Source organism: Cellulomonas sp. GbtcB1 (assembly GCF_019091725.1).
Classification (GTDB): Bacteria; Actinomycetota; Actinomycetes; order Actinomycetales; family Cellulomonadaceae; genus Cellulomonas.
Window position 1 is genome coordinate 114,494 of sequence record NZ_JAGXJG010000002.1, and the last position, 17,882, is coordinate 132,375.

Sequence of the window (17,882 nt, forward strand, 5' to 3'; positions counted from 1 at the left end):
CCGGTAGGCTGCGCACCGCAGCAGGGGCCTGTAGCTCAGTTGGTCAGAGCGCCGCGCTTACACCGCGGAGGTCGTCGGTTCGAGACCGGCCGGGCCCACCCACCTCGACGCCGCACCCCGGCCCAGAGTGGGCCGTGGCGGCGGGCGCCGCCGGGTAGCAGGGAGCGCGCTACGCCCCTGGCCTTGGCCCCCGCGTGGCGCCCCGGCCACCCGCCGTTCACCTCCGGTTGACCCCGCCCCGGTTGGGTGGGCGGGCCCGTCGTGCGCGCGCCGCAGCGCCGCCGCGCCCGGGCGCCCCCTCGCACGCCCGACCCGGAGGTCCCGCCACCCATGCGCCTCGCACGACGCCTCGCACCACGCCTGGCGGCGATCGCCGTCGCCGCCGCGCTGACCGGGACCGGCCTCGCCGCGTCGGCCGGCGCCGCCGACCCGGAGCCCGACCGCCTCGCCCTGTCCGTGGTCGGCGACGGCGGCACCACGGGCAACGTGGCGGTGCCGGTCGCGATCCAGCTGCTCGACGGCGACGGCGTCCTGGGCGGCAGCATCGCGCTGCCGACCGCCGCCGACGCGGGGACGGGTCAGCACGCGTTCACCCTCGGCGCGGACCGGGACCAGCAGGGCGCGCTCCAGCAGTCGGCCGACCACCGGTACGTGACGCTCGGCGGGTACGACGCGGCGCCGGGCACCGCCGCCGTGAACGACGCCGACGCCCCGGGGCTGCTCCGGGTGGCGGCGCTCGTGGGCGCGGACGGCTCGGTCGACACCTCGACGACGCTGGCCGACGGCTTCTCGAAGCGGCACGTCCGCGGCGTGGTGACTGCGGACGGCTCGACGCTCTGGGCCGGCGGGCACGGCAACGACGCGCCGACGACCAAGGGCGGCGTGCTGGCGGTCCCGCTGGGCGGCGACGCGCCGACCGCGGTGGTGTCCGGCTCGTCGACCCTGAACAACGCGCGGGTGCCCGTGATCCACGACGGGCAGCTGTACGTGTCGAGCGACCGCAGCGGGTTCTCCGGCGTCAGCGCGGTCGGCTCCGGCCTGCCCACGACCGGTGGCGCCGCCCAGACGCTCGTCGCGGCCGCCCCCGCCGGCTCCGACGTCGCGCACGACTTCACGTTCGTCGACGACGACCTGCTGTACGTCACCTACACCGAGGGCACGAGCCCCGGCCTGGCGAAGTACGTCCGTGACGGCGCCGCCTGGACCTACGTCGGCAGCTACGCCGGCGCGTTCTGGGGCGTCACCGGGCGCGTCGCGGGCGACGACGTCGTGCTGTACGCGGTCCGCGGCGCCCTCCAGGGCAACGAGGCGGTCCGGCTGATCGACACCGGCGACGCCACGTTCGACGTCGCGCAGGACCGCACGATCGCGCAGGCGGCGCCGGGCACCGCGTTCCGCGGCGTCGCCTTCGCCCCGGGCTACGTGCCGGGCACCGACGCGGTCGACCCTGGGGAGGAGCTGCCGACGCTGGCCTGGGACGTGCGCGTCGCAGGCGGCACGGGCAACGCGCTGTCCGCGGTCGTCGGCGACCCGGCCAACCCGGCCGCGACCGGCACCGTCGCGGACCCCCTCGGCGAGGGCGTCACGCTGACGGCGACCTCGGGCGACACCGCCGTGCTCGCCGACTCGGCGATCCGGCTCACGACGGCCGCGGGCGGCCGGTTTACGCTGACCGCCACGCCGACGGCCGCCGGTCGCGCCCCGATCACGGTCACCGCCACGACCGCCGACGGCCGCACCGCGACCTCGGTGCTCGACTACTGGGTCTCCGCTGCGCTGGCCGACCCGACCGCAGCGGCCTACGTCGGCATGTCCGACGCCTCGGCCGCGTACGACGTGGGCGACGGCTACTTCCTCGCCGGCGACGACGACAGCAACCAGATCCGCCTGTTCGCCCCCGCGGGCGGCGAGCCGGTGGCGGAGTTCGACGTCCAGGCGCAGGTCGCGCCCGGCGACCCGTCGCGCCCGGACGACGCCTGGGACATCGAGGCCGCCGCGCGCGTCGGCGACACGATCTACTGGGTCGGCTCGCTCGGGAACACCAACAGCGGCAACGTCCGGCTGGCGCGGGACGTCGTGGTCGCGACCCGCGTGCACGGCTCCGGCGCGGCCACCACGCTCGAGTACGCCGGGTCGGCGCACGGCATCCGCCAGGCGCTCGTCGACTGGGACGCGGCCGACGGCCACGGCCTGGGCGCCTACCACTTCGGCTTCACCGCCGCGACCCAGCCGGGCACCTCGGCGCGTGGGCCGCACTCGCTGAACCTGGAGGGCGCGACGATCGCCCCCGACGGCACCACGCTGTGGCTCGGCTTCCGCTCGCCGATCATCGCCGGCGCCGACGGCGTCGGGCGCGCGGTCGTCATCGGGGTGCGGGACATCGCCGGCGTCGTGGCGGGCACGGCCACCCCGCAGTTCGGCGAGCCGGTCCTGCTCGACCTCGACGGCCTCGCGATCCGCGACATGGAGCGCACCGGCGACGGGCGGTACCTGATCCTGGCCGGCGGCTCCGACGAGGAGGGCGAGTTCACGCTGTTCGGCTGGAGCGGCGGCCCGGCGGACGCGCCCGTGCGCTCGGCGGCCCTGCCGTCGCTCGCCGGCTGGGACGGCTCGTACGAGGGCATCGTCAGCGCCTCGTCGCTCGCGGACGGCACCGTCGTCCGCCTGCTGCAGGACGCCGGCGAGGTCGACATCTACGGCACGGGCACCGCCGCGCAGGAGCTGCCGAGCCCGGAGCTCAAGAAGTTCGTCGGGCACGACTACGCACTCGACCTCGGCGCGGTGTTCACGCCGAAGTCGGTGACACTGCCCGGCGGCGCGACGACGCTGCGGGTCGGCGAGCCGGTCGACCTGGCGCTGGCCGGGTTCGCGGCCGGCGAGCGCGTGTCGGTGGTGCTCAACTCCGACCCGGTGACGCTCGCGACCGTCGTGGCCGGCGCGGACGGCCGGGGCGCCGCGCGGGTCGTGGTCCCCGCCTCGGTGCCGGCCGGCGCGCACACGCTGGTCGTCTCGGCGGTCAGCGGGGAGGCCCGGCTCGCCGTGACCGTGCTGCCCGCCGCGGTGGGCGACGACGGCGCGGTCGACCCGGGCGCGGGGTCCGGCGCGGGGGCAGCCTCCGGGACCGGCACCGGCGCCGGCAGCGCCGCGTCCGGCTCCGGCGGCCGGCTGGCCGTGACGGGCGCCGACCTCGCGGCGCCGCTCGCGCTCGCCGGGCTGCTGCTCGTCGGGGGCGGCGCCACGGTGCTCGCGGTCCGGCGGCGGACGGCCGCGCAGGTCGCCGGCCGCGCGGAGGACGCCACCGCCTGACCGGTCCGGCCCCGGACAACCGAGGACCCCCGGCCGGATCGCTCCGGCCGGGGGTCCTCGTCGTGGTGCGCCGGCCCGTCACGGGCGTCCCGTGACGATCTCGTGAGCGTCCCGCGCACAGCCCGGGCAGTCGCACGGCCACGCCGCCTGAGTGGCCGGTGCGGGGGTGCGGCGGCTCGTACGGTGAACCGGTGCCCCCGCTCTCCCCGCTGCTCCGCCGTGCCCTCACGACCCTGACCGCGCTGCTCCTGGCGGTGCTCGTGACCCCGTTGGCGGCGTCGGCCGGGGTACCCGCCGCGCTGCCGGGCGCGGCGGACCGCGCCTCCGCCGCGGAGCCCGCCGAGGCGCCGTCGCCGTCGCCCGTGCTGCTCGTCGGCGTCACCGGCCTGCGCTGGGACGACCTGAGCGCCGTCGGCACCCCGGCGCTGGCGGAGCTCGCCGCGACGGGCGCCGTCGGGAGCACGGTCGTCCGGAGCGTGCGCTCGTTCACCTGCCCGAGCGCCGGCTGGCTCGCCGTCGGCGCGGGCGGCCGCGCGGACGACACCCGGGTCGCGGACGGGAGCTGCCGCACCCTGACCGAGCCCGACGCCGCGGGCCGGGTGCCGGGCTGGGACGACTACGTCGCGGCGACGGACGCCTCCGCGTACGACTCCCGGCTCGGGCTGCTCGGCGACGCCGTCGCGTCGTCCGGTCTCGCCGCGACCGGCATCGGGCCGGGCGCGGCGGTCGCGCTCGCCGGTGCGGACGGCCGGGTGGTGGGGGAGCACGTCGACCGGCCGGAGGGCGTCGACGAGCTGCGCGACGCGACGGCGGCCGCGCTGGCCGGGTCGTCGCTGGTGGTCGTGGACGCGGGCTCGGTGCGCGACCCGGGCCGGGCGACGCGGGACCGCGTCGCGGCCGACCCCGCCGGCGACGAGGCGGACGCGTCCCCGGTGGACGCGACCCGCGCCGACCCGGCCCAGGAGGTCGGCCCCGAGGTCGTCGCCGAACCGGACCGCGCCGAGCAGGTCCGGGCGCTGGCCGCCCGCCTCGGCGCCGTCCTCGACGGCGCCCGCGCGTCCGCTGCGGACCCGACCGTCCTGCTGGTCTCCGTGGCCGACTCCGGCCGCCGCGCGCACCTGCAGGTGGCGGCGGCGACCGGCCTTGGCGAGCCCGGCGGCCTGCTCGGGTCCGCCTCGACGCGGCAGCCCGGTCTGCTCCAGACGACCGACGTCGCGCCGACCGTCCTCGACGCGCTCGGCATCCGGGACCGGGCGGCCGCGGGCGCGCTCGTGGGCGCGCCGGTGCGGGCCGCCGCGGACGACCGGTCCGGCACCGAGCGCGTCGCGGCGCTCGTCGACCAGAACCGGCGCGCGCAGGCGGTCGCGCCGCGCGTCTCGGGGTTCTACGTGCTGTGGGTCGGCGTCAACCCCGCGCTGTACGCCGCGGTGACCGTGGGGCTGACCCGCCGCGGGCGGTCGCTCCTCGCGTGGGTCCGCCGGCGGTCCCGGGCTGCGACGGAGGCGCCGCACGCGGACCAGGAGCAGGTCCAGGCCCGCGGGGTGCTCGAGGTGCTCCGCGTCGCCGCGGTCGCGGTCGCGTCGATCCCGGTGGCGACGTTCCTGGCGAACCTGGTGCCGTGGTGGCGCTCGGGCGAGCCGGGGTGGGTCCTCGGGCTGCTCGTGGCGGCGTTCGCGCTCGTGGCGTCGGCGGCGGCGTACGCGGTCCCGGCGTGGCGGCACGTCCCGCTCGGCCCGGTCGGCGTCGTGGCCGCGATCACGGCGACGGTGCTCGGCCTGGACGTCGCGCTCGGGGCGCGGCTGTCGCTCGACTCGCTGATGGGCCCGGGCTCGCTGGTGGCCGGGCGGTTCTACGGGTTCGGCAACCCGGCGCTCGCCCTGTTCGTCACGGCGACGACCCTCGGCGCGGTCGCGCTCGTCGACCCCCTGGTCCGCCGTGGCCGGCGCCGGTCGGCGACCGCGGTGGTCGCGCTCACCGGGCTGCTGACCCTCGGGGTGGTGTCCGGCATCGTGTCGACGACGCCGACCACCGGGGCGAACTTCGGCGGCCCGCCGGTGGTCGTCGCGGGCTTCCTCGTCCTGGTCGTGGTGACGGCCGGGGCCCGGCTCGGCTGGCGCCGGCTGGTGCTGGTGGTCGGCGCGGGGATCTCGGCCTCGGTCGTGCTGTCCGTGCTCGACTGGCTGCGGCCGGCCGACGAGAGGACGCACCTCGGCCGGTTCGTCGAGACCGTGCTGGACGGCGGGCTGGGCGGCGTCCTGCTCCGGAAGGCCGGGACCAACCTGCGCATCCTGCTCGGCAGCGAGCAGACCCTGCTGGCGATCGGGGGCCTGCTGCTCGTCGTGCTCCTCCTCGGGCGCCCCGCCCGCTCGGCGCTGCGGGCGGCCGACGGCGGTCCGTACGCGTGGCTGTCGGGCGGCGCGCCGCTGCGCGCGCTCACGCACGACGCCCCGCTCCTGGTCGGCGGGCTGACGGCGCTCGGGGTCGCGCTGGGGTTCGGGTTCGCGATCAACGACTCCGGCGTCGTCGTGCCCGCGACCGGCGTCGGGCTGGCGGTGCCGCTGCTGGTGGCCGCGTGCGCGACGTGGCTCCTGGGCCGCACCGCCCGCCCGGGCGGGTCTACGCCGTCCGCGCCATCCGCCGCGCCGCCCGCAGGCCGAACACCGCAGCCGGCCCGATCGTCGACCCCGGCCCGGGGTACGTCCGCCCCATGACCGACGCCGAGCTGTTCCCGGCCGCGTACAGCCCGTCGACGACGCTGCCGTCCTCGCGCAGCGCCCGTCCGTCGGCGTCGGTCAGCACGCCGCCCTTGGTGCCGAGGTCCCCGATGACGACCCGGAACGCGGTGAACGGGCCGCGCTCCAGCGGGCCGAGGTTCGGGTTCGGGTGCACCGTCGGGTCGCCGTAGTACCGGTCGTAGGCGGAGTTGCCGCGGCCGAAGTCGCCGTCGACGCCCGAGCGCGCGAAGCCGTTGAACCGCTGCACCGTGGCCCGGAACCGCGCGGGGTCGACGCCGATCCGGTCGGCCAGGTCGGCGAGCGACGGCGACTTCACGTACAGCCCCGCGTCGGCCAGGGCGCGCAGGGCGCGGGGATCGAGGGCGTAGTTCCGCAGGTAGCGGCGGGCGTGCCGCGCGTCGGCGACCAGCCAGTAGGCGCCGTCCGGGTCGTGCTCGAGCATGTGGTGGCCGAGCTCGACGTAGGACTCGGACTCGTTGGCGAACCGGTCGCCGCGGGCGTCGACCAGGATGGAGTACGGGAGCGAGCGCTCGCCGACCAGGAAGGCGGGCGGCTCGCCCGGCGTCGGCGACGCCACCGAGGCACCCCACCACGCGTCGTCCATGAGCTCGACCGCCGCGCCCGCCTCCTGCGCGATCGCGATCGGCCGGCCGACGTTCCCGGGGTTGCCCGACGGGGCGCCGTCGATGCCGTGGAACTTCTGCCGCCACTCGGCGTTGTGCTCGAACCCGCCGCCCGCGATCATCACGCCGCGGCGGGCGCGCACCACGACCGGCCGGCCCTCGCGGGTGACCCGCACACCCGTGACCCGGCCGTCCTCGACGACCAGCTGCTCCAGCGGGCTCTCCAGCCACAGCGACGCGCCGCCGCGCTGCACGACCGCGTCGAGGAACGACGTCGCGAGGGCGGCCCCGATCCCGGCGAGCCGCTGCCCGCGGGCGACCGCGCCCAGGGTGCGGAACACGAACCGGGCGCCGCGCACGAACCCGGCGGGCGTCGACCAGGCGCGCTCCAGCAGCCACATGTCGTCGGTCTTGATGGGCAGCGGGACCAGGGCGCGGCAGGTGGACCACCAGTCGCCGATCACCTTCGTGTCGAGGGGCTTCGCCTCGATCGCGCGGCCGATCTTCCCGCCCGGCAGCTCCGGGTAGTAGTCCGGGTAGTCGGTCGCCCGCACGAACCGCATGCCGTGCCGCTCCGCCGTGGTGACGAAGTCCGCGACCCCGTCGACGAACGCCTCCTTGCGTGCCCGGTCCGACGCCCGGCCGACGTCGCCCACGCACGCGTCGAGGTAGGTGAGCGCCTCGGCGCGGGAGTCGCCGACCCCGTCGCGCCGCATGAGCGGGTTGTCCGGCAGCCACATGCCGCCGCCCGACATCGCCGTGCTGCCGCCCCAGCGGTCCGTGCTCTCCAGCAGGAGCACGCTCAGGCCCTCGTCCACCGCGCCCAGCGCCGTGGCGAACCCGGCCGCGCCGGTGCCCACCACCACGACGTCGTAGACGTGCTCGTCGCTCGTGCCCATGCGGTCCTCCTCGACGCGATCCGGACACCGATGTCCGTTTGGGCCTCAGCATGGCCCGCGAGGGCGCCGCGGCGCAACGGCCGAGCGGAGGGCCGTCGGCGTGACGCGCCGCGCCGCGCCGCGGCGTCGCGTGCGCCGAGCGAGTACTCGACGCGTCGAGCGAGCAGCCGGCGCCTGCTCGCTCGACGTGTCGGCTGCTCGGTCGACCAGGAGGCGGAGCGGGCGGAGCGGACGGGAGCGGCGGGCGCGCTGGCAGAGGAGACGGCGCGGAGCCGGCGCGCGGCGCGCCGGGGCGCGGGTCAGGCGTCGGCGGGGCCGCCGACGACGAGCGTCGCCGCCGGGAGCTCGTCCGGCGCGTCGACGAGCACGCCCCGCAGCCCGAGCACGAGCGCGCGCCGCACGTGGCCGGCGGCGGCGTCCCCGGCCTCGACCGCGAGCACCCCCTCCGACATCGCGAACAGCAGCCGCAGGTCCTCGGCCGTGGCGTCGGGTCGCACGCGGCCGCGGGCGCGGGCGTCCGCCAGCGCCGCGTCGAGCAGCGCACCCGCCCGGCGCTCGACCTCCGCGACCGCCGGGTCGTCGGCGGCGTGCACCGCCCCGAACAGCCCGGGCGCGGCGACCTGCTGCGCCCCGATCTCGGCGACCAGGTGCTCGACCAGGCGCTCCGGCGGGAGCGTGCCGACGTGCCGCTCCAGCGCGTCGACCCGCGCCGCGTACACCGCGGCGACCAGGGCGAGCCGGTCGGGGAAGTGCCGGTAGAGCGTGCCGCGACCGACGCCGGCCCGCTGCGCCACGCGGTCGAGCGGGACCGCGGCGCCCTCCTCGCGGAACACGGCCTCGGCCGCGGCGACGATCAGCCGCCGGTTGCGCACCGCGTCCCGTCGCTCCGCCACGTGCCGAGGGTAGGGGACCCGGGTGCCAGGAAGGGCCCGGTGGGCCGAACGCCCGCGCGGCGACGGCGCCGCGTGCGAGGCTCGGGGGATGGCTGCCGACGACGACCGTCCCGCGCGCGCCCGCCCTCGCGCCCTGGTCGAGGTCGTGCACGACGCCCCCGCCGAGGACCCCGACCGCCGGCCGGGGTCTCGCCGCCCCGTCCGCCGCTGGGTCCCGCTCGTGGCGCTCGCGGTCCCGGTGGTCGCCGTCGCGACGGTGCTCGGGGTCCAGGCGGCGGGCGGCACGTTCGACCTCGACGCGGCCGTCGCGCGGGTCTCGGAGTCGTCCGACGGGCTCATGCCCTCCGGCAGCGACTACGGGTTCGGGTCGACCGGGTCCGCCGGGCCGGACGTCGGGCTCGCCGGCGGTTCGTCGGACGCCCCGGGCGGGCCCCACGAGGTCACGGTGCTGTGCGCCTCGGAGCGTGGGCGCGGCGCGCACCTCACCGTCACGGCCGGCGGCGAGGTGCTGGGCGAGGCCGACGTCGCGTGCTCGAACGGCGCCGACCGCGACGCAGAGCCGCTGGTCACGGTGCTGCCGCTGGACGACCTGAGCGGGAGCTGGTCGTTCGAGGTCCTCCCCGAGACGCAGGCCGCCGTCGTCGTCGTCCTCTCCTGACCGCGGCTCACCCCCGGCGCGTGACGACGCGGCGCGCGCCGCACGCCACGCTGGCGGCGTCGGGTCAGGACGCGGCGCGGGAGGGGGCGGGGCGGTGCTCTACCACATCCGGGTCGTCGGCCCCGAGCGGGACCTGGGCGGGCTGGGCGACTACGCCGACATCGTGGCGGCGCCGACCGGGGACGGAGCGATCCTGTCCTGCGAGGTGCCGGACGCCTCGGGCCTGACCGGGGTGGTGGCGCTGCTCTGCGACCTCGGGGTGGACATCGCGGAGCTCCAGGCGGTGTCCCGTCGCGCGTGACGCCGGCGGTCACCCCACGGCGCGGAGCACCGGCGACCACCCCGGCCCCGGCTCCGGCGCGTAGAGCCGCAGCACCAAGCTGAACGGCCCTGGCGGTACGGGGAGCCACCCGGCCCGGCCGGCGGCGTCGACCGGGGTCTCGTGCTGCAGCGCCACGACCAGCGCGCCGTCGGGTGCCCGGGGCAGGTCCGGCGTCCCCGGTCCGAGGGCGTACCGGCGGGCGCGGTTCGCGACGAGCTCGCCCGACGGCTCGGCGTGCGCCGCGAGCGACCAGTGCAGCCGGGCGGGGACCGGGGCGGGCAGGGTCATCCGGTACCGCCGGTGGCCGGCCAGGGGTTCGCCGTCGACGGCGCGCCACCGCAGGGTGCGGACCTCGTCGGGCTCGGGCGCGTGCAGCTCGTGCTCCGCGGCGACGGCCCGGCGCAGCGACGCCGACCCGGCCCCGGCACCGCCCGCGCCCCCCGCCGGCGCCGCCGCCCCCAGGCCCTCCCGGCGCAGCGCGTCCTCGAGCTGCGCCGCCCCCAGCGCCGCCCCGCGGGCGACCAGCACCCGGGTCCGCGCGTCCGGGCCGTGCGCTCCCCACCCCTCCGGCCCGCCGGGCAGCACGCCGAGGCGCACCCACCGCTCGACGCGCTCGCGGTCCGCCGGATCCGTGGGCCGCGCGAGCCGGAGCAGCAGGGCGAGGTAGTCGACGAACCCGGCCCCCCAGGCGCGCTCCTCGTCCCACGGCAGCCACGCGACCGACGGCGCAGGCCGGGGCGGGGTGACGCCGCCGAGCGCGTGCAGGGGCCGCACCCGGTACGCCCGCTGCACGGCCCGCGCGGCGGGCAGGTCGCCGGGGCGGGGCACCGCGGTGCGGGTGAGCACCCGCACCAGCGACGACGTCGACCGCAGCACCCCGCGCACCCCGGGCGGGACCGGCCCGTCCCAGCCCGGGCCGACGACGGCCCAGTCACCCGCGCGCGTCCCGGTCCGGGCGGCCCCGACGTGCGCGACCGTGCGCCCCAGCAGGTCGATCACCTGCGCCCCGGAGTACAGCCCGGCGGGTAGGTCGGCGTGGCCGACGACGGCGGGCTCGGCGCGCAGGTCGAGCCAGGCGCTCGACCGCAGCAGCAGGGGGTCCGCGGACCGGGTGCCGTCGCCGGGCACGGGCGGCCCGTCGTCGTGGTCGAGCAGCCCGAGCGCCGCGACCCCGGTCCGCAGCTCGGTGCGCAGCTCCCGGTATCCCAGGAGCGCGGGGTGCGCCCACACCGCGGCCTCGGCGGCGGCCCGCACCACCTCCGGGTCGTGCGGGACCGGGACCGGTGCGGGCAGGGTCTCCGGCATCGCCCACCGTCCTCGCGTCCGTCCCGCACCGACGCCCACCAGCACAGCCGTGCGCGCCGCGCGTGGCCTCACCCGCGGCGCGTGAGCCGGGCACCGCGGGACCGCGGATCTGCGCGCGGGCCCCGGGCTCACCCGGCGCGGGTGAGGGAGTCAGGGGAGAACGTGACTCACGATCACCCCGGATCTGTCACTGTGGTGGCGGGCCAACCCGGGACGCGCGAGCAGGCGGTCTACGGTGAGGTCGGGCACGCGTCGGGAGGCGTGGAATGGACGCTGGGGACATCGGCGGGGCGGCACGTCGTGGGCGACCGGGCGTGCCTCGCGGTCGCGCGGCCCCGGGGGGCAAGTTCACGGTCCCGCGACCGCCGCGCGGCCTGGTCGTGCGGTCGCGGTGCGACGAGGCGCTGGCGGCGACGGTGGCCGCGCACCGGCTGACGGTCGTGAGCGCGCCGGCGGGTTTCGGCAAGACGACGCTGCTCGCGCAGTGGGTGGCGCGCGCGCCGGGCCGGGTGGCGTGGGTCTCGCTCGACCCGCTCGACGACGAGCCCGGGCGCCTGGTGCGGGTTTTGGGCGACGCGCTCGCGCGGATCGCGCCCGGCGCCCGGCCCGAGGAGGACCCGGTGCCCGACCGGGGGCTGGCGACCGTCGCCCGGCGGCTGGACGCCCTGGTCACGGCGCTCGAGGCACTGCCGCCGGACACGGTGGTCGTGCTCGACGACGTGCACCTGCTCTCCGCGCGCACCTCCCGCGAGGTGCTCGGACCGGTGCTCCGCTACGCCGGTCCCCGGTTCGTGCTGGCCGGCCGGTACGACGCGGCGCTGCCGGTCAACCGGATGCGCATGGCCGGCGAGGTCGGCGAGCTCCGGGAGCGGACGCTGGCGTTCACCGAGGAGGAGGTCGCCGACGTCGTGCGCGCGGTGGGCGTCCCGGGCGACGCCGCGGCGGTCCGGGCGCTCTGGGAGATCACGCGCGGCTGGCCGGTCGCGGTGCGGCTGGCGCTCGCGGCGGACGTGCTCGACGGGTCGGGCGAGCCGCTGGCGCACCTGCGCGACCGCGACGTGCCGATCACGGGGTACCTCGTGGAGGAGGTCGTCGGGTCGCTGCCGGACGACCTCGCCGACTTCGTGCTGCGCGCGAGCGTGGCCGACCAGGTCGACCCCGAGCTCGCCGAGGCGCTGGTGCCGGGCGGGGCCCGGCTGCTCGACGAGTGCGTCGGCCGCGGGCTGTTCCTCACCGACGTCGGCGACGCCGGTGACGGCCCGGTGTACCGGTGGCACGCCCTCGTGGCCGCGCACGCGCGGGTCGTCCTGACCCGCCGGGACCCGCTCGCGGCGCGGGTGGCGCACCGGGTGGTCGCCGCCCACCTCGGTCCCCGCGACCCGGCGGCGGCGATCCGGCACGCCCTGGACGGGCACGCGCCGGACCTCGCGGCGCGGGTGCTCGGCGAGCGGTGGCCGGACCTCGTGGTGCGCGGCGACGTCGGCCAGGTGCGCGGGCTGCGCGCGGCGCTCCCGCCGCGGTACCGCAGCGACCCCGACGTCCTGCTGGCGCTCGCGGCCGCGCACGCCTACGAGGCCGACGGCGCGGGCGACGACGACGGCGGACCGGCGTGGGTCGGCGAGCTGGTGCGGACGTTCCTCGGCCCGGGCCGCCCGGCGCTGGAGGAGTCGGTGCGCCGCGGGCGGGCCCTGCTCGACGGCGGGGTGCCCGACAGCGGGGTGCCCGACGACGCCGTCCGGGCGCTCGCCCTGTACCTCGTGGGCCGAGCGGAGCTGCAGCAGTACGGCCCCGACCCGGCCGCGCTCGGGCACCTCGCGGCCGGCGGCGCGCTCGCCGCCGAGCGGGGCTGGGTCGCGCTCGAGCTCGGCTGCCGGGCGGAGGAGGCGCTCGCGGCCTCGCTGCGTGGCGACGTCGGCGCCGCGCTGGAGGGGGCGCGGGCCGTGCTCGCCACCGCGGCGCTGCACGAGTGGCAGGGCGCGAGCATCGTCGCCTCGGCCCACCTGGCGTGCGGCGTCGCGTCGTACTGGCGCGACGAGCTGTGCGCGGCCGCGGGACACCTGCGCGCCGCGATCGAGGCCGCGGGCCGGAACCGGCGCGAGGTCGCGGTGCACGCCGCGGGCGTGCTGGCGATCGTCTGCCTGGCGCAGGGCGACGCGCCCGGGCTCGCGCGGGCCCGGGAGATCACCGACGCCCCCTGGCCGGACGGCGCCGCGCCCGAGCACCTGACGGCGTTCCGCGACTTCCTCACCGCCGTGCAGCTGGGCGCCGAGGACCGCCCGCGCGAGGCGCTGGCGATCGTCGACGAGTCGTCGGTCGCGTTCGCGGACCCGCTCGCCCTCGGCTGGCAGAGCGACCAGCTGCTGCGCATCGGGGACATCGAGGGCGCGGAGCGCGCGCTGCGGGCGGCCGAGCGCGCCGCGGCCGGGGCGGCGGCGGTCCTCGGGGCGACTCCCGCGCAGGTGCGGGTCGCGAACCTGGCGGCCGCCGCCGCGCTGCACGCCGACGAGGACGCGGGTGCGGCGCACGTGGCGCTGGAGGCGGCGCTGGCGGCCGCCGAGCCGCACGGGCTGGTCCGCCCGCTCCGGGACCGCGCGGCCGCCCTGCACCCGCTGCTGTCGGCGCACCTCGAGTGGGGGAGCGCGCACGAGCCGCTGGTCACGCGGCTGCTCGTCGCCGAGCACGAGGCACCGACGCCGCGGGCCTCCGCCTGGGACCTGACGCCGCGGGAGCGGGACGTGCTGGCCTGCCTGCGGTCGTCCCTGACCTCGGAGGAGATCGCGGGCTCGCTGTTCCTGTCGATCAACACGGTGAAGACCCACATGCGGGCGATCTACCGGAAGCTCGGCGTCGACGGGCGACGGGCCGCCGTGCGGACGGCGGTGCAGCGCGGCCTGCTCTGACCCGCCGCCCCGCGTCAGGTCGACACGGGCCGCAGCTCGCCGCCGTGCACCACCAGCGCCCAGAGCACCGTGACGCACAGCCCGATCGAGACCAGGGACCACCACGGCGTCGCCGGCAGGGCGGCGAACTGCAGCAGCAGCTCCAGGCCGACCAGGACCACCGCGGTCACCCGGGCCCAGGTGGCGGCCGTGGTCAGCAGGGAGACGCCGACCACGAACACCAGGGCCGACACCGCGAGGTGCACCCAGCCCCACGTCGAGACGTCCACCGCCGCCAGCCCGTAGCTCGTCCAGGCGACGATCGTGTGCGGCGAGAACACCGCGACCAGGCCGCTGAACATCCCCCACAGGCCCATGAGGATCATCATGAGCGCGGCGAACCAGATCCAGCCGACCCAGGCGGTCTCCCGCGGCCGCACCCGGGTACCCGGGGCGGCGTCGGTCTTCGTCATGGTCGTCTCCTCACCCCGGGACGACGTCCGGGTCCCGGTCCGGCTCCCGCGACCGCTCAGGCGTTCTCGTCGAACGCCTGGCGCAGCCGCGCCTCCTCGTCCTCGGACAGGTTCGTCTGGATGAGCTCGGGGTGGATGCCCTGCTCCTTGAGGGCCCCGAACACCTTGTCCGGCACCGCGCCGGACGACAGCAGGAACAGCGCCGACGTGCCGGGCGTGACCTTGCTGCGCACCGACTGGATGAAGTCGTCGTCGATGCCGACGTCGGTGAGCGACCCGGCGAGCGCGCCGGCCGCCGCACCGATCGCGGCGCCGATGAGCGGGATGAAGAACAGCAAACCGAAGAGCATGCCCCAGAAGGTGCCGCCCAGGGCGCCCGCGGCGGCGAGGCTGTGCGCCTGCCGGGTCTTCGGCTTCGACTTGTCCGGGTCCCAGGACACCGTGGCGGCGTCGTGCACCTGGATGAGCTCCTGCTTCGCCAGCGACTCGAGCGCCTGCTCGGCCTGCTGCGCGCCGCCGGGGGTCTCGAACTTCCACACGCTGAGAGTGGCCACCGTCGTGCTCCTTCGTCGGTTCGTCGTGCTCGTCGGTCTCGTCGCCGGGTGGGACGTCTGCCAGCCTCACCGGGGCGGCGAACGCCGCGCATCGCCCGGGCCGGGTGACCCCGCGGGTCCGCGGCGGGTCATCCGCGGAGGACGACGCCGCGGGGCCGCCGGGGCGCGAGGCTCGTCGCGAGCACCGACGACCGGGGGGAGTCGCCATGCCCGAGGACCGTGCCGCGACGGCGCTCGGCCACGCCCCGGACGCGGGCGGGCAGGAGCGGGCCGGCCCGAGCCCGGGGGAGCCCGACCCGGTGCTCGCGCCGGGAGCCCCGCGCCTCGCGCTCGCCGCGGTCGCCGCCGCGGGCGGCCTGGCCCTGGTCGTCGCGCGCGCCCGCGCCGGCGTCGCGCTCGAGCCCGTCGCGTGGGAGGCCGCCGCTCAGGTGGTGGGCGCCGCGACGCTGCTGCTGCGCCGGGAGGCGGTGGCGCTCGCCGTCTGCCTCGCGCTGTGCCTGGTGTCGCCCGTGCTCGCGACCCCGGTCGCGCTGTACCTGGTCGCGCGGTGGGCCGGTCCGCGCGCGGCCTGGCTCGGCCTGGTCGCCGCGCTGCTGATGGTCTGGCCCGTGTGGCAGGTCACCGCGTTCCGCACGGGCGTGGCGGTGCCGCTCCTGCTGCTGCTCGACGTGCTCGTGCCCTGGCTGGCCGGGCGGGGGCAGCGGTCGGCGGCGCACGCGGCGGTGCTGCGGGTCGCCCAGGAGCGCGCCGCCGCGGAGGCCGCCGCGCTCGCGGTCCGGCGGGCCGAGCGCACCCGGCTGGCCGGGGAGCTGCACGACGTCGTCGCGCACCGGATCAGCCTGATCGTCCTGCACGCGAACCTGCTGGACGCCGCCACCGACGACCCGGCCGTGCACGCCGCGGCGGGGGAGATCCGGGACACCGGGCGCGCGGCGCTGGACGAGATGCGCGAGGTGCTGCGGCTGCTGCGGCGGGACCCCGGCGAGGACGGGCTGGCCCGGCACGCGCTGCCGGAGGTCGAGGGGCTGGTCGCCGCCGCGCGGGACGTCGGGCAGCCCGTCACCGCCGTGGTCGCCGCCGCGCACCGCGACCCGCCCGACCCCGCGGAGCGCACCGCCGTCCGGGTCGTCCGCGAGGGCCTGACCAACGCCGTCCGGCACGCGCCCGGCGCGGGCACCCGGGTCCTGGTCGAGGACGCCGGGCCCGAGCTGCACGTCCAGGTGCTCACGACCGAGGCGCGGTCGGTGCCGACGGGGCTCACCACCGGCGGCACCGGCCTGGCCGGGCTGCGGGAGCGGGTGGCGCTGGTCGGCGGCCGGCTGGACGCCGGGCCGACGCCGGCCGGCGGGTTCCTGCTCGACGCCCGGCTGCCGAGGCGGGCGACGCCGGCGTGATCCGGGTGCTGGTCGTCGACGACGAGGCGCTGTTCCGGCAGGGCATCGCCCGCCTCGTCGCCGCCGCGCCCGACCTCGAGGTCGTCGGCGAGGCGGCCGACGGGCGGGCCGCCGTCGAGCAGGTGCGCGCGCACCGGCCCGACGTCGTGCTGCTCGACATGCAGATGCCGGTGATGGACGGCCTGAGCGCCGCCCAGGAGATCCTGCGGGCGGGCACCGGCGCGGCCGTGGTCGTCCTCACCAGCTTCCTGTCCGACCGGTACATCGTCCCGGCGCTCCGGCTGGGGGCCGCCGGCTACCTGCTCAAGGACAGCTCGGTCGACGAGCTGCACCGGGGGATCCGCGCCGCGGCGGCGGGGGACGCGATGCTGTCGCCGACCGTGACCCGGCGGCTGCTCGACGCCGTCGGGCCGGCGCTGTCCGGGCTGGCGCAGGAGGCCCGGGACCGGGTCGCGCCGCTCAGCGCCCGGGAGCGGGACGTGCTCGCCTGCGTGGCGGAGGGGCTGTCGAACGCGGAGACGGCGCGGCGGCTGTACCTGGCGGAGCCGACCGTGAAGGCGCACCTGGCGCACGCGATGACGAAGCTCGGCGTCGAGAACCGGACCCAGGCGGCGATCGTGGCGCACGACGCGGGGCTGGTGCCGCCCGCCGCGGGCTGACCTGCCGACGTCCAGGAGCATCCGTTCGGACCGGGTCGGACGAGCCGGTCGGACGAGGTCGCGGGAGTGCCCGCGGCGGGAGCGTGGTGGGTGTCGACGGGAGCGGGCAGGCCGCCCCCGCACAGCCCCCAGGAGCCCGCCATGTCGTCCCTCGCCCTCGTCCTCGCCGCGTCCGTCTCCGGCGCGACGCTCGTCCTCCCGGCCGCCCCGGCGACGCCGGCGACGGACCTCGCGGCGGCGGGCGGGCACGGGATCGTCTGCACGGCCGCGGCCCCGGCGGCGTCGACCTCGGTGCTGCGATCCGCCGCCTGGACCGAGGACGTCCCCGGGTGGACCGAGACCGTCCGGGCGGCGTGGACCGAGGACGTCGCGCCGCGGACGGAGACGGTGCGCGCGGCGTGGACCGAGGAGGTGCCGGCATGGACGGAGACCGTCCGCGAGGCGTGGTCCGAGCGGGTGCTCGTCACGCCCGCGCACACCGCCGAGGAGGTCGTCACGGAGGCCTGGGAGGAGACGGTCGTGGACGCGCCGGCGTGGACCGAGACGGTCGACCACCCCGCCGTCACGCGCACCGTCGAGCACCCGGCAGTCACCCGGACCGAGTGGCTCATAAAGCAGAAGAACGGGAACGGCTCGGAGTGGACCGCGGACCGGTCCACGTTCCCCGGGAACGGCTGGCGGGTCGTCGACCAGCGGGAGACCGTCGTGGCGCCTGCGTGGACCGAGACCGTCGTCGACCGCGCCGCGTGGACCGAGACGATCGAGCACGCGGCCGTGACGCACGTCGAGCAGCACCCCGCGGTCACCCGGACCGTCGACGTCCCGGACGAGTGGGGCACCGTCGAGCACCCGGCCGAGACCGTCGAACACGCCGCGACGACCGTGCAGCACCCGGCCGAGACGGTCGACCACCCCGCCCGGACGGTCGAGCACGCGGCCGTCACGGTCGACCACCCGGGGCGGACGATCCTGCACCCGGCCGTGCTCGACGAGGTGCCCGGCGACCCCGGCGCGGCCTCCTGCGTGGCGGCGGCCGACCCGGGCGCGCTGCCCGTCGCGGCGGCGCTGGTGGACCCCGCGCTGGTGCGCCCTGCGGCGCTGCCGGCCGACGCGGTCGCGCCCGCGGCGGTGACGTCGTCGGCGGTGCTGGCGGCGACCGGGTCGGACGCGGGGGGCCTCGCC

At 78.3% G+C, this 17,882-nt stretch carries 13 protein-coding genes and 1 tRNA gene; 9 read left to right on the plus strand and 5 right to left on the minus strand.

Annotated elements, in window-relative coordinates; translation table 11 throughout:
- Nucleotides 1-24 precede the first annotated feature (24 nt).
- The 3 genes from KVT14_RS01785 to KVT14_RS01795 all read left to right on the plus strand — a co-directional run bounded on the left by KVT14_RS01785 (nt 25) and on the right by KVT14_RS01795 (nt 6,017).
- Nucleotides 25-98: transfer RNA gene (locus tag KVT14_RS01785), tRNA-Val, on the plus strand.
- Nucleotides 99-330: 232 nt separating this feature from the next.
- Nucleotides 331-3,306: a DUF3616 domain-containing protein gene (locus tag KVT14_RS01790; RefSeq protein ID WP_217614092.1), complete on the plus strand. Its 2,976-nt coding sequence runs from the start codon at nt 331-333 to the stop codon at nt 3,304-3,306.
- Between the two features lie 191 nt (nt 3,307-3,497).
- A complete protein-coding gene (locus tag KVT14_RS01795; protein WP_217614093.1) occupies nt 3,498-6,017 on the plus strand; it encodes a hypothetical protein in 2,520 nt (839 codons plus the stop codon).
- Here the strand turns inward: KVT14_RS01795 and KVT14_RS01800 are convergent.
- Both KVT14_RS01800 and KVT14_RS22205 read right to left on the minus strand, forming a co-directional pair.
- Nucleotides 5,923-7,563 carry an FAD-binding protein gene (locus KVT14_RS01800; RefSeq protein WP_217614094.1) on the minus strand — a complete coding sequence of 547 codons (1,641 nt, stop codon included), beginning with the start codon at nt 7,561-7,563 and terminating at the stop codon, nt 5,923-5,925. The genes KVT14_RS01795 and KVT14_RS01800 overlap by 95 nt on opposite strands.
- A 299-nt stretch (nt 7,564-7,862) precedes the next feature.
- Nucleotides 7,863-8,456 (minus strand): helix-turn-helix domain-containing protein, encoded by a 594-nt coding sequence (locus KVT14_RS22205; RefSeq protein WP_308160821.1) that lies wholly within the window; start codon nt 8,454-8,456, stop codon nt 7,863-7,865.
- Between the two features lie 88 nt (nt 8,457-8,544).
- Between KVT14_RS22205 and KVT14_RS22210 the strand changes: the two genes are divergently transcribed.
- Entirely contained in the window at nt 8,545-9,114 is a 570-nt protein-coding gene (locus KVT14_RS22210) for a hypothetical protein (RefSeq protein WP_254630216.1), read from the plus strand.
- Between the two features lie 94 nt (nt 9,115-9,208).
- Complete coding sequence (locus KVT14_RS01815; RefSeq protein ID WP_147796328.1) at nt 9,209-9,415, plus strand: hypothetical protein; 207 nt, start codon at nt 9,209-9,211, stop codon at nt 9,413-9,415.
- 9 nt (nt 9,416-9,424) lie between these two features.
- Here KVT14_RS01815 and KVT14_RS01820 read toward each other — a convergent pair whose 3' ends face one another.
- Nucleotides 9,425-10,741, minus strand: a complete 1,317-nt coding sequence (locus KVT14_RS01820) for a DUF1254 domain-containing protein (protein WP_217614097.1) — start codon at nt 10,739-10,741, stop codon at nt 9,425-9,427.
- A gap of 314 nt (nt 10,742-11,055) precedes the next feature.
- On the opposite strand from KVT14_RS01820, the gene KVT14_RS01825 reads away from it, so the two are divergent.
- Nucleotides 11,056-13,641, plus strand: coding sequence for a LuxR C-terminal-related transcriptional regulator (locus tag KVT14_RS01825; RefSeq protein WP_308160822.1), 2,586 nt, complete (start codon nt 11,056-11,058; stop codon nt 13,639-13,641).
- 14 nt (nt 13,642-13,655) lie between these two features.
- Here the strand turns inward: KVT14_RS01825 and KVT14_RS01830 are convergent, their stop codons facing one another.
- Nucleotides 13,656-14,093 carry a hypothetical protein gene (locus KVT14_RS01830; protein WP_217614098.1) on the minus strand — a complete coding sequence of 146 codons (438 nt, stop codon included), beginning with the start codon at nt 14,091-14,093 and terminating at the stop codon, nt 13,656-13,658.
- Nucleotides 14,094-14,149: 56 nt separating this feature from the next.
- A complete protein-coding gene (locus KVT14_RS22215) occupies nt 14,150-14,647 on the minus strand; it encodes a DUF1269 domain-containing protein (protein WP_217614099.1) in 498 nt (165 codons plus the stop codon).
- A 206-nt stretch (nt 14,648-14,853) separates the two neighbouring features.
- Here KVT14_RS22215 and KVT14_RS01840 point away from each other — a divergent pair, with 206 nt between their 5' ends.
- The 3 genes from KVT14_RS01840 to KVT14_RS01850 all read left to right on the plus strand — a co-directional run.
- Nucleotides 14,854-16,041, plus strand: coding sequence for a sensor histidine kinase (locus tag KVT14_RS01840; protein WP_217614100.1), 1,188 nt, complete (start codon nt 14,854-14,856; stop codon nt 16,039-16,041).
- On the plus strand, nt 16,038-16,700 hold the full coding sequence (locus KVT14_RS01845) for a response regulator transcription factor (RefSeq protein WP_217614101.1): 663 nt from the start codon (nt 16,038-16,040) through the stop codon (nt 16,698-16,700). The genes KVT14_RS01840 and KVT14_RS01845 overlap by 4 nt, the downstream gene beginning before the upstream one ends.
- Before the next feature lie 141 nt (nt 16,701-16,841).
- Nucleotides 16,842-17,882: hypothetical protein (locus KVT14_RS01850; protein WP_217614102.1), on the plus strand; the 1,041-nt coding region annotated here is incomplete at its 3' end.

What these genes read in the sequence shown, in the direction of transcription:
- KVT14_RS01790 (WP_217614092.1), top strand. Translation starts at nt 331, where the DNA reads ATGCGCCTCGCACGACGCCTCGCACCACGCCTGGCGGCGATCGCCGTC.
- KVT14_RS01800 (WP_217614094.1), bottom strand. Translation starts at nt 7,563, where the DNA reads ATGGGCACGAGCGACGAGCACGTCTACGACGTCGTGGTGGTGGGCACC.
- KVT14_RS22210 (WP_254630216.1), top strand. Translation starts at nt 8,545, where the DNA reads ATGGCTGCCGACGACGACCGTCCCGCGCGCGCCCGCCCTCGCGCCCTG.
- KVT14_RS01820 (WP_217614097.1), bottom strand. Translation starts at nt 10,741, where the DNA reads ATGCCGGAGACCCTGCCCGCACCGGTCCCGGTCCCGCACGACCCGGAG.
- KVT14_RS01830 (WP_217614098.1), bottom strand. Translation starts at nt 14,093, where the DNA reads ATGACGAAGACCGACGCCGCCCCGGGTACCCGGGTGCGGCCGCGGGAG.
- KVT14_RS01840 (WP_217614100.1), top strand. Translation starts at nt 14,854, where the DNA reads ATGCCCGAGGACCGTGCCGCGACGGCGCTCGGCCACGCCCCGGACGCG.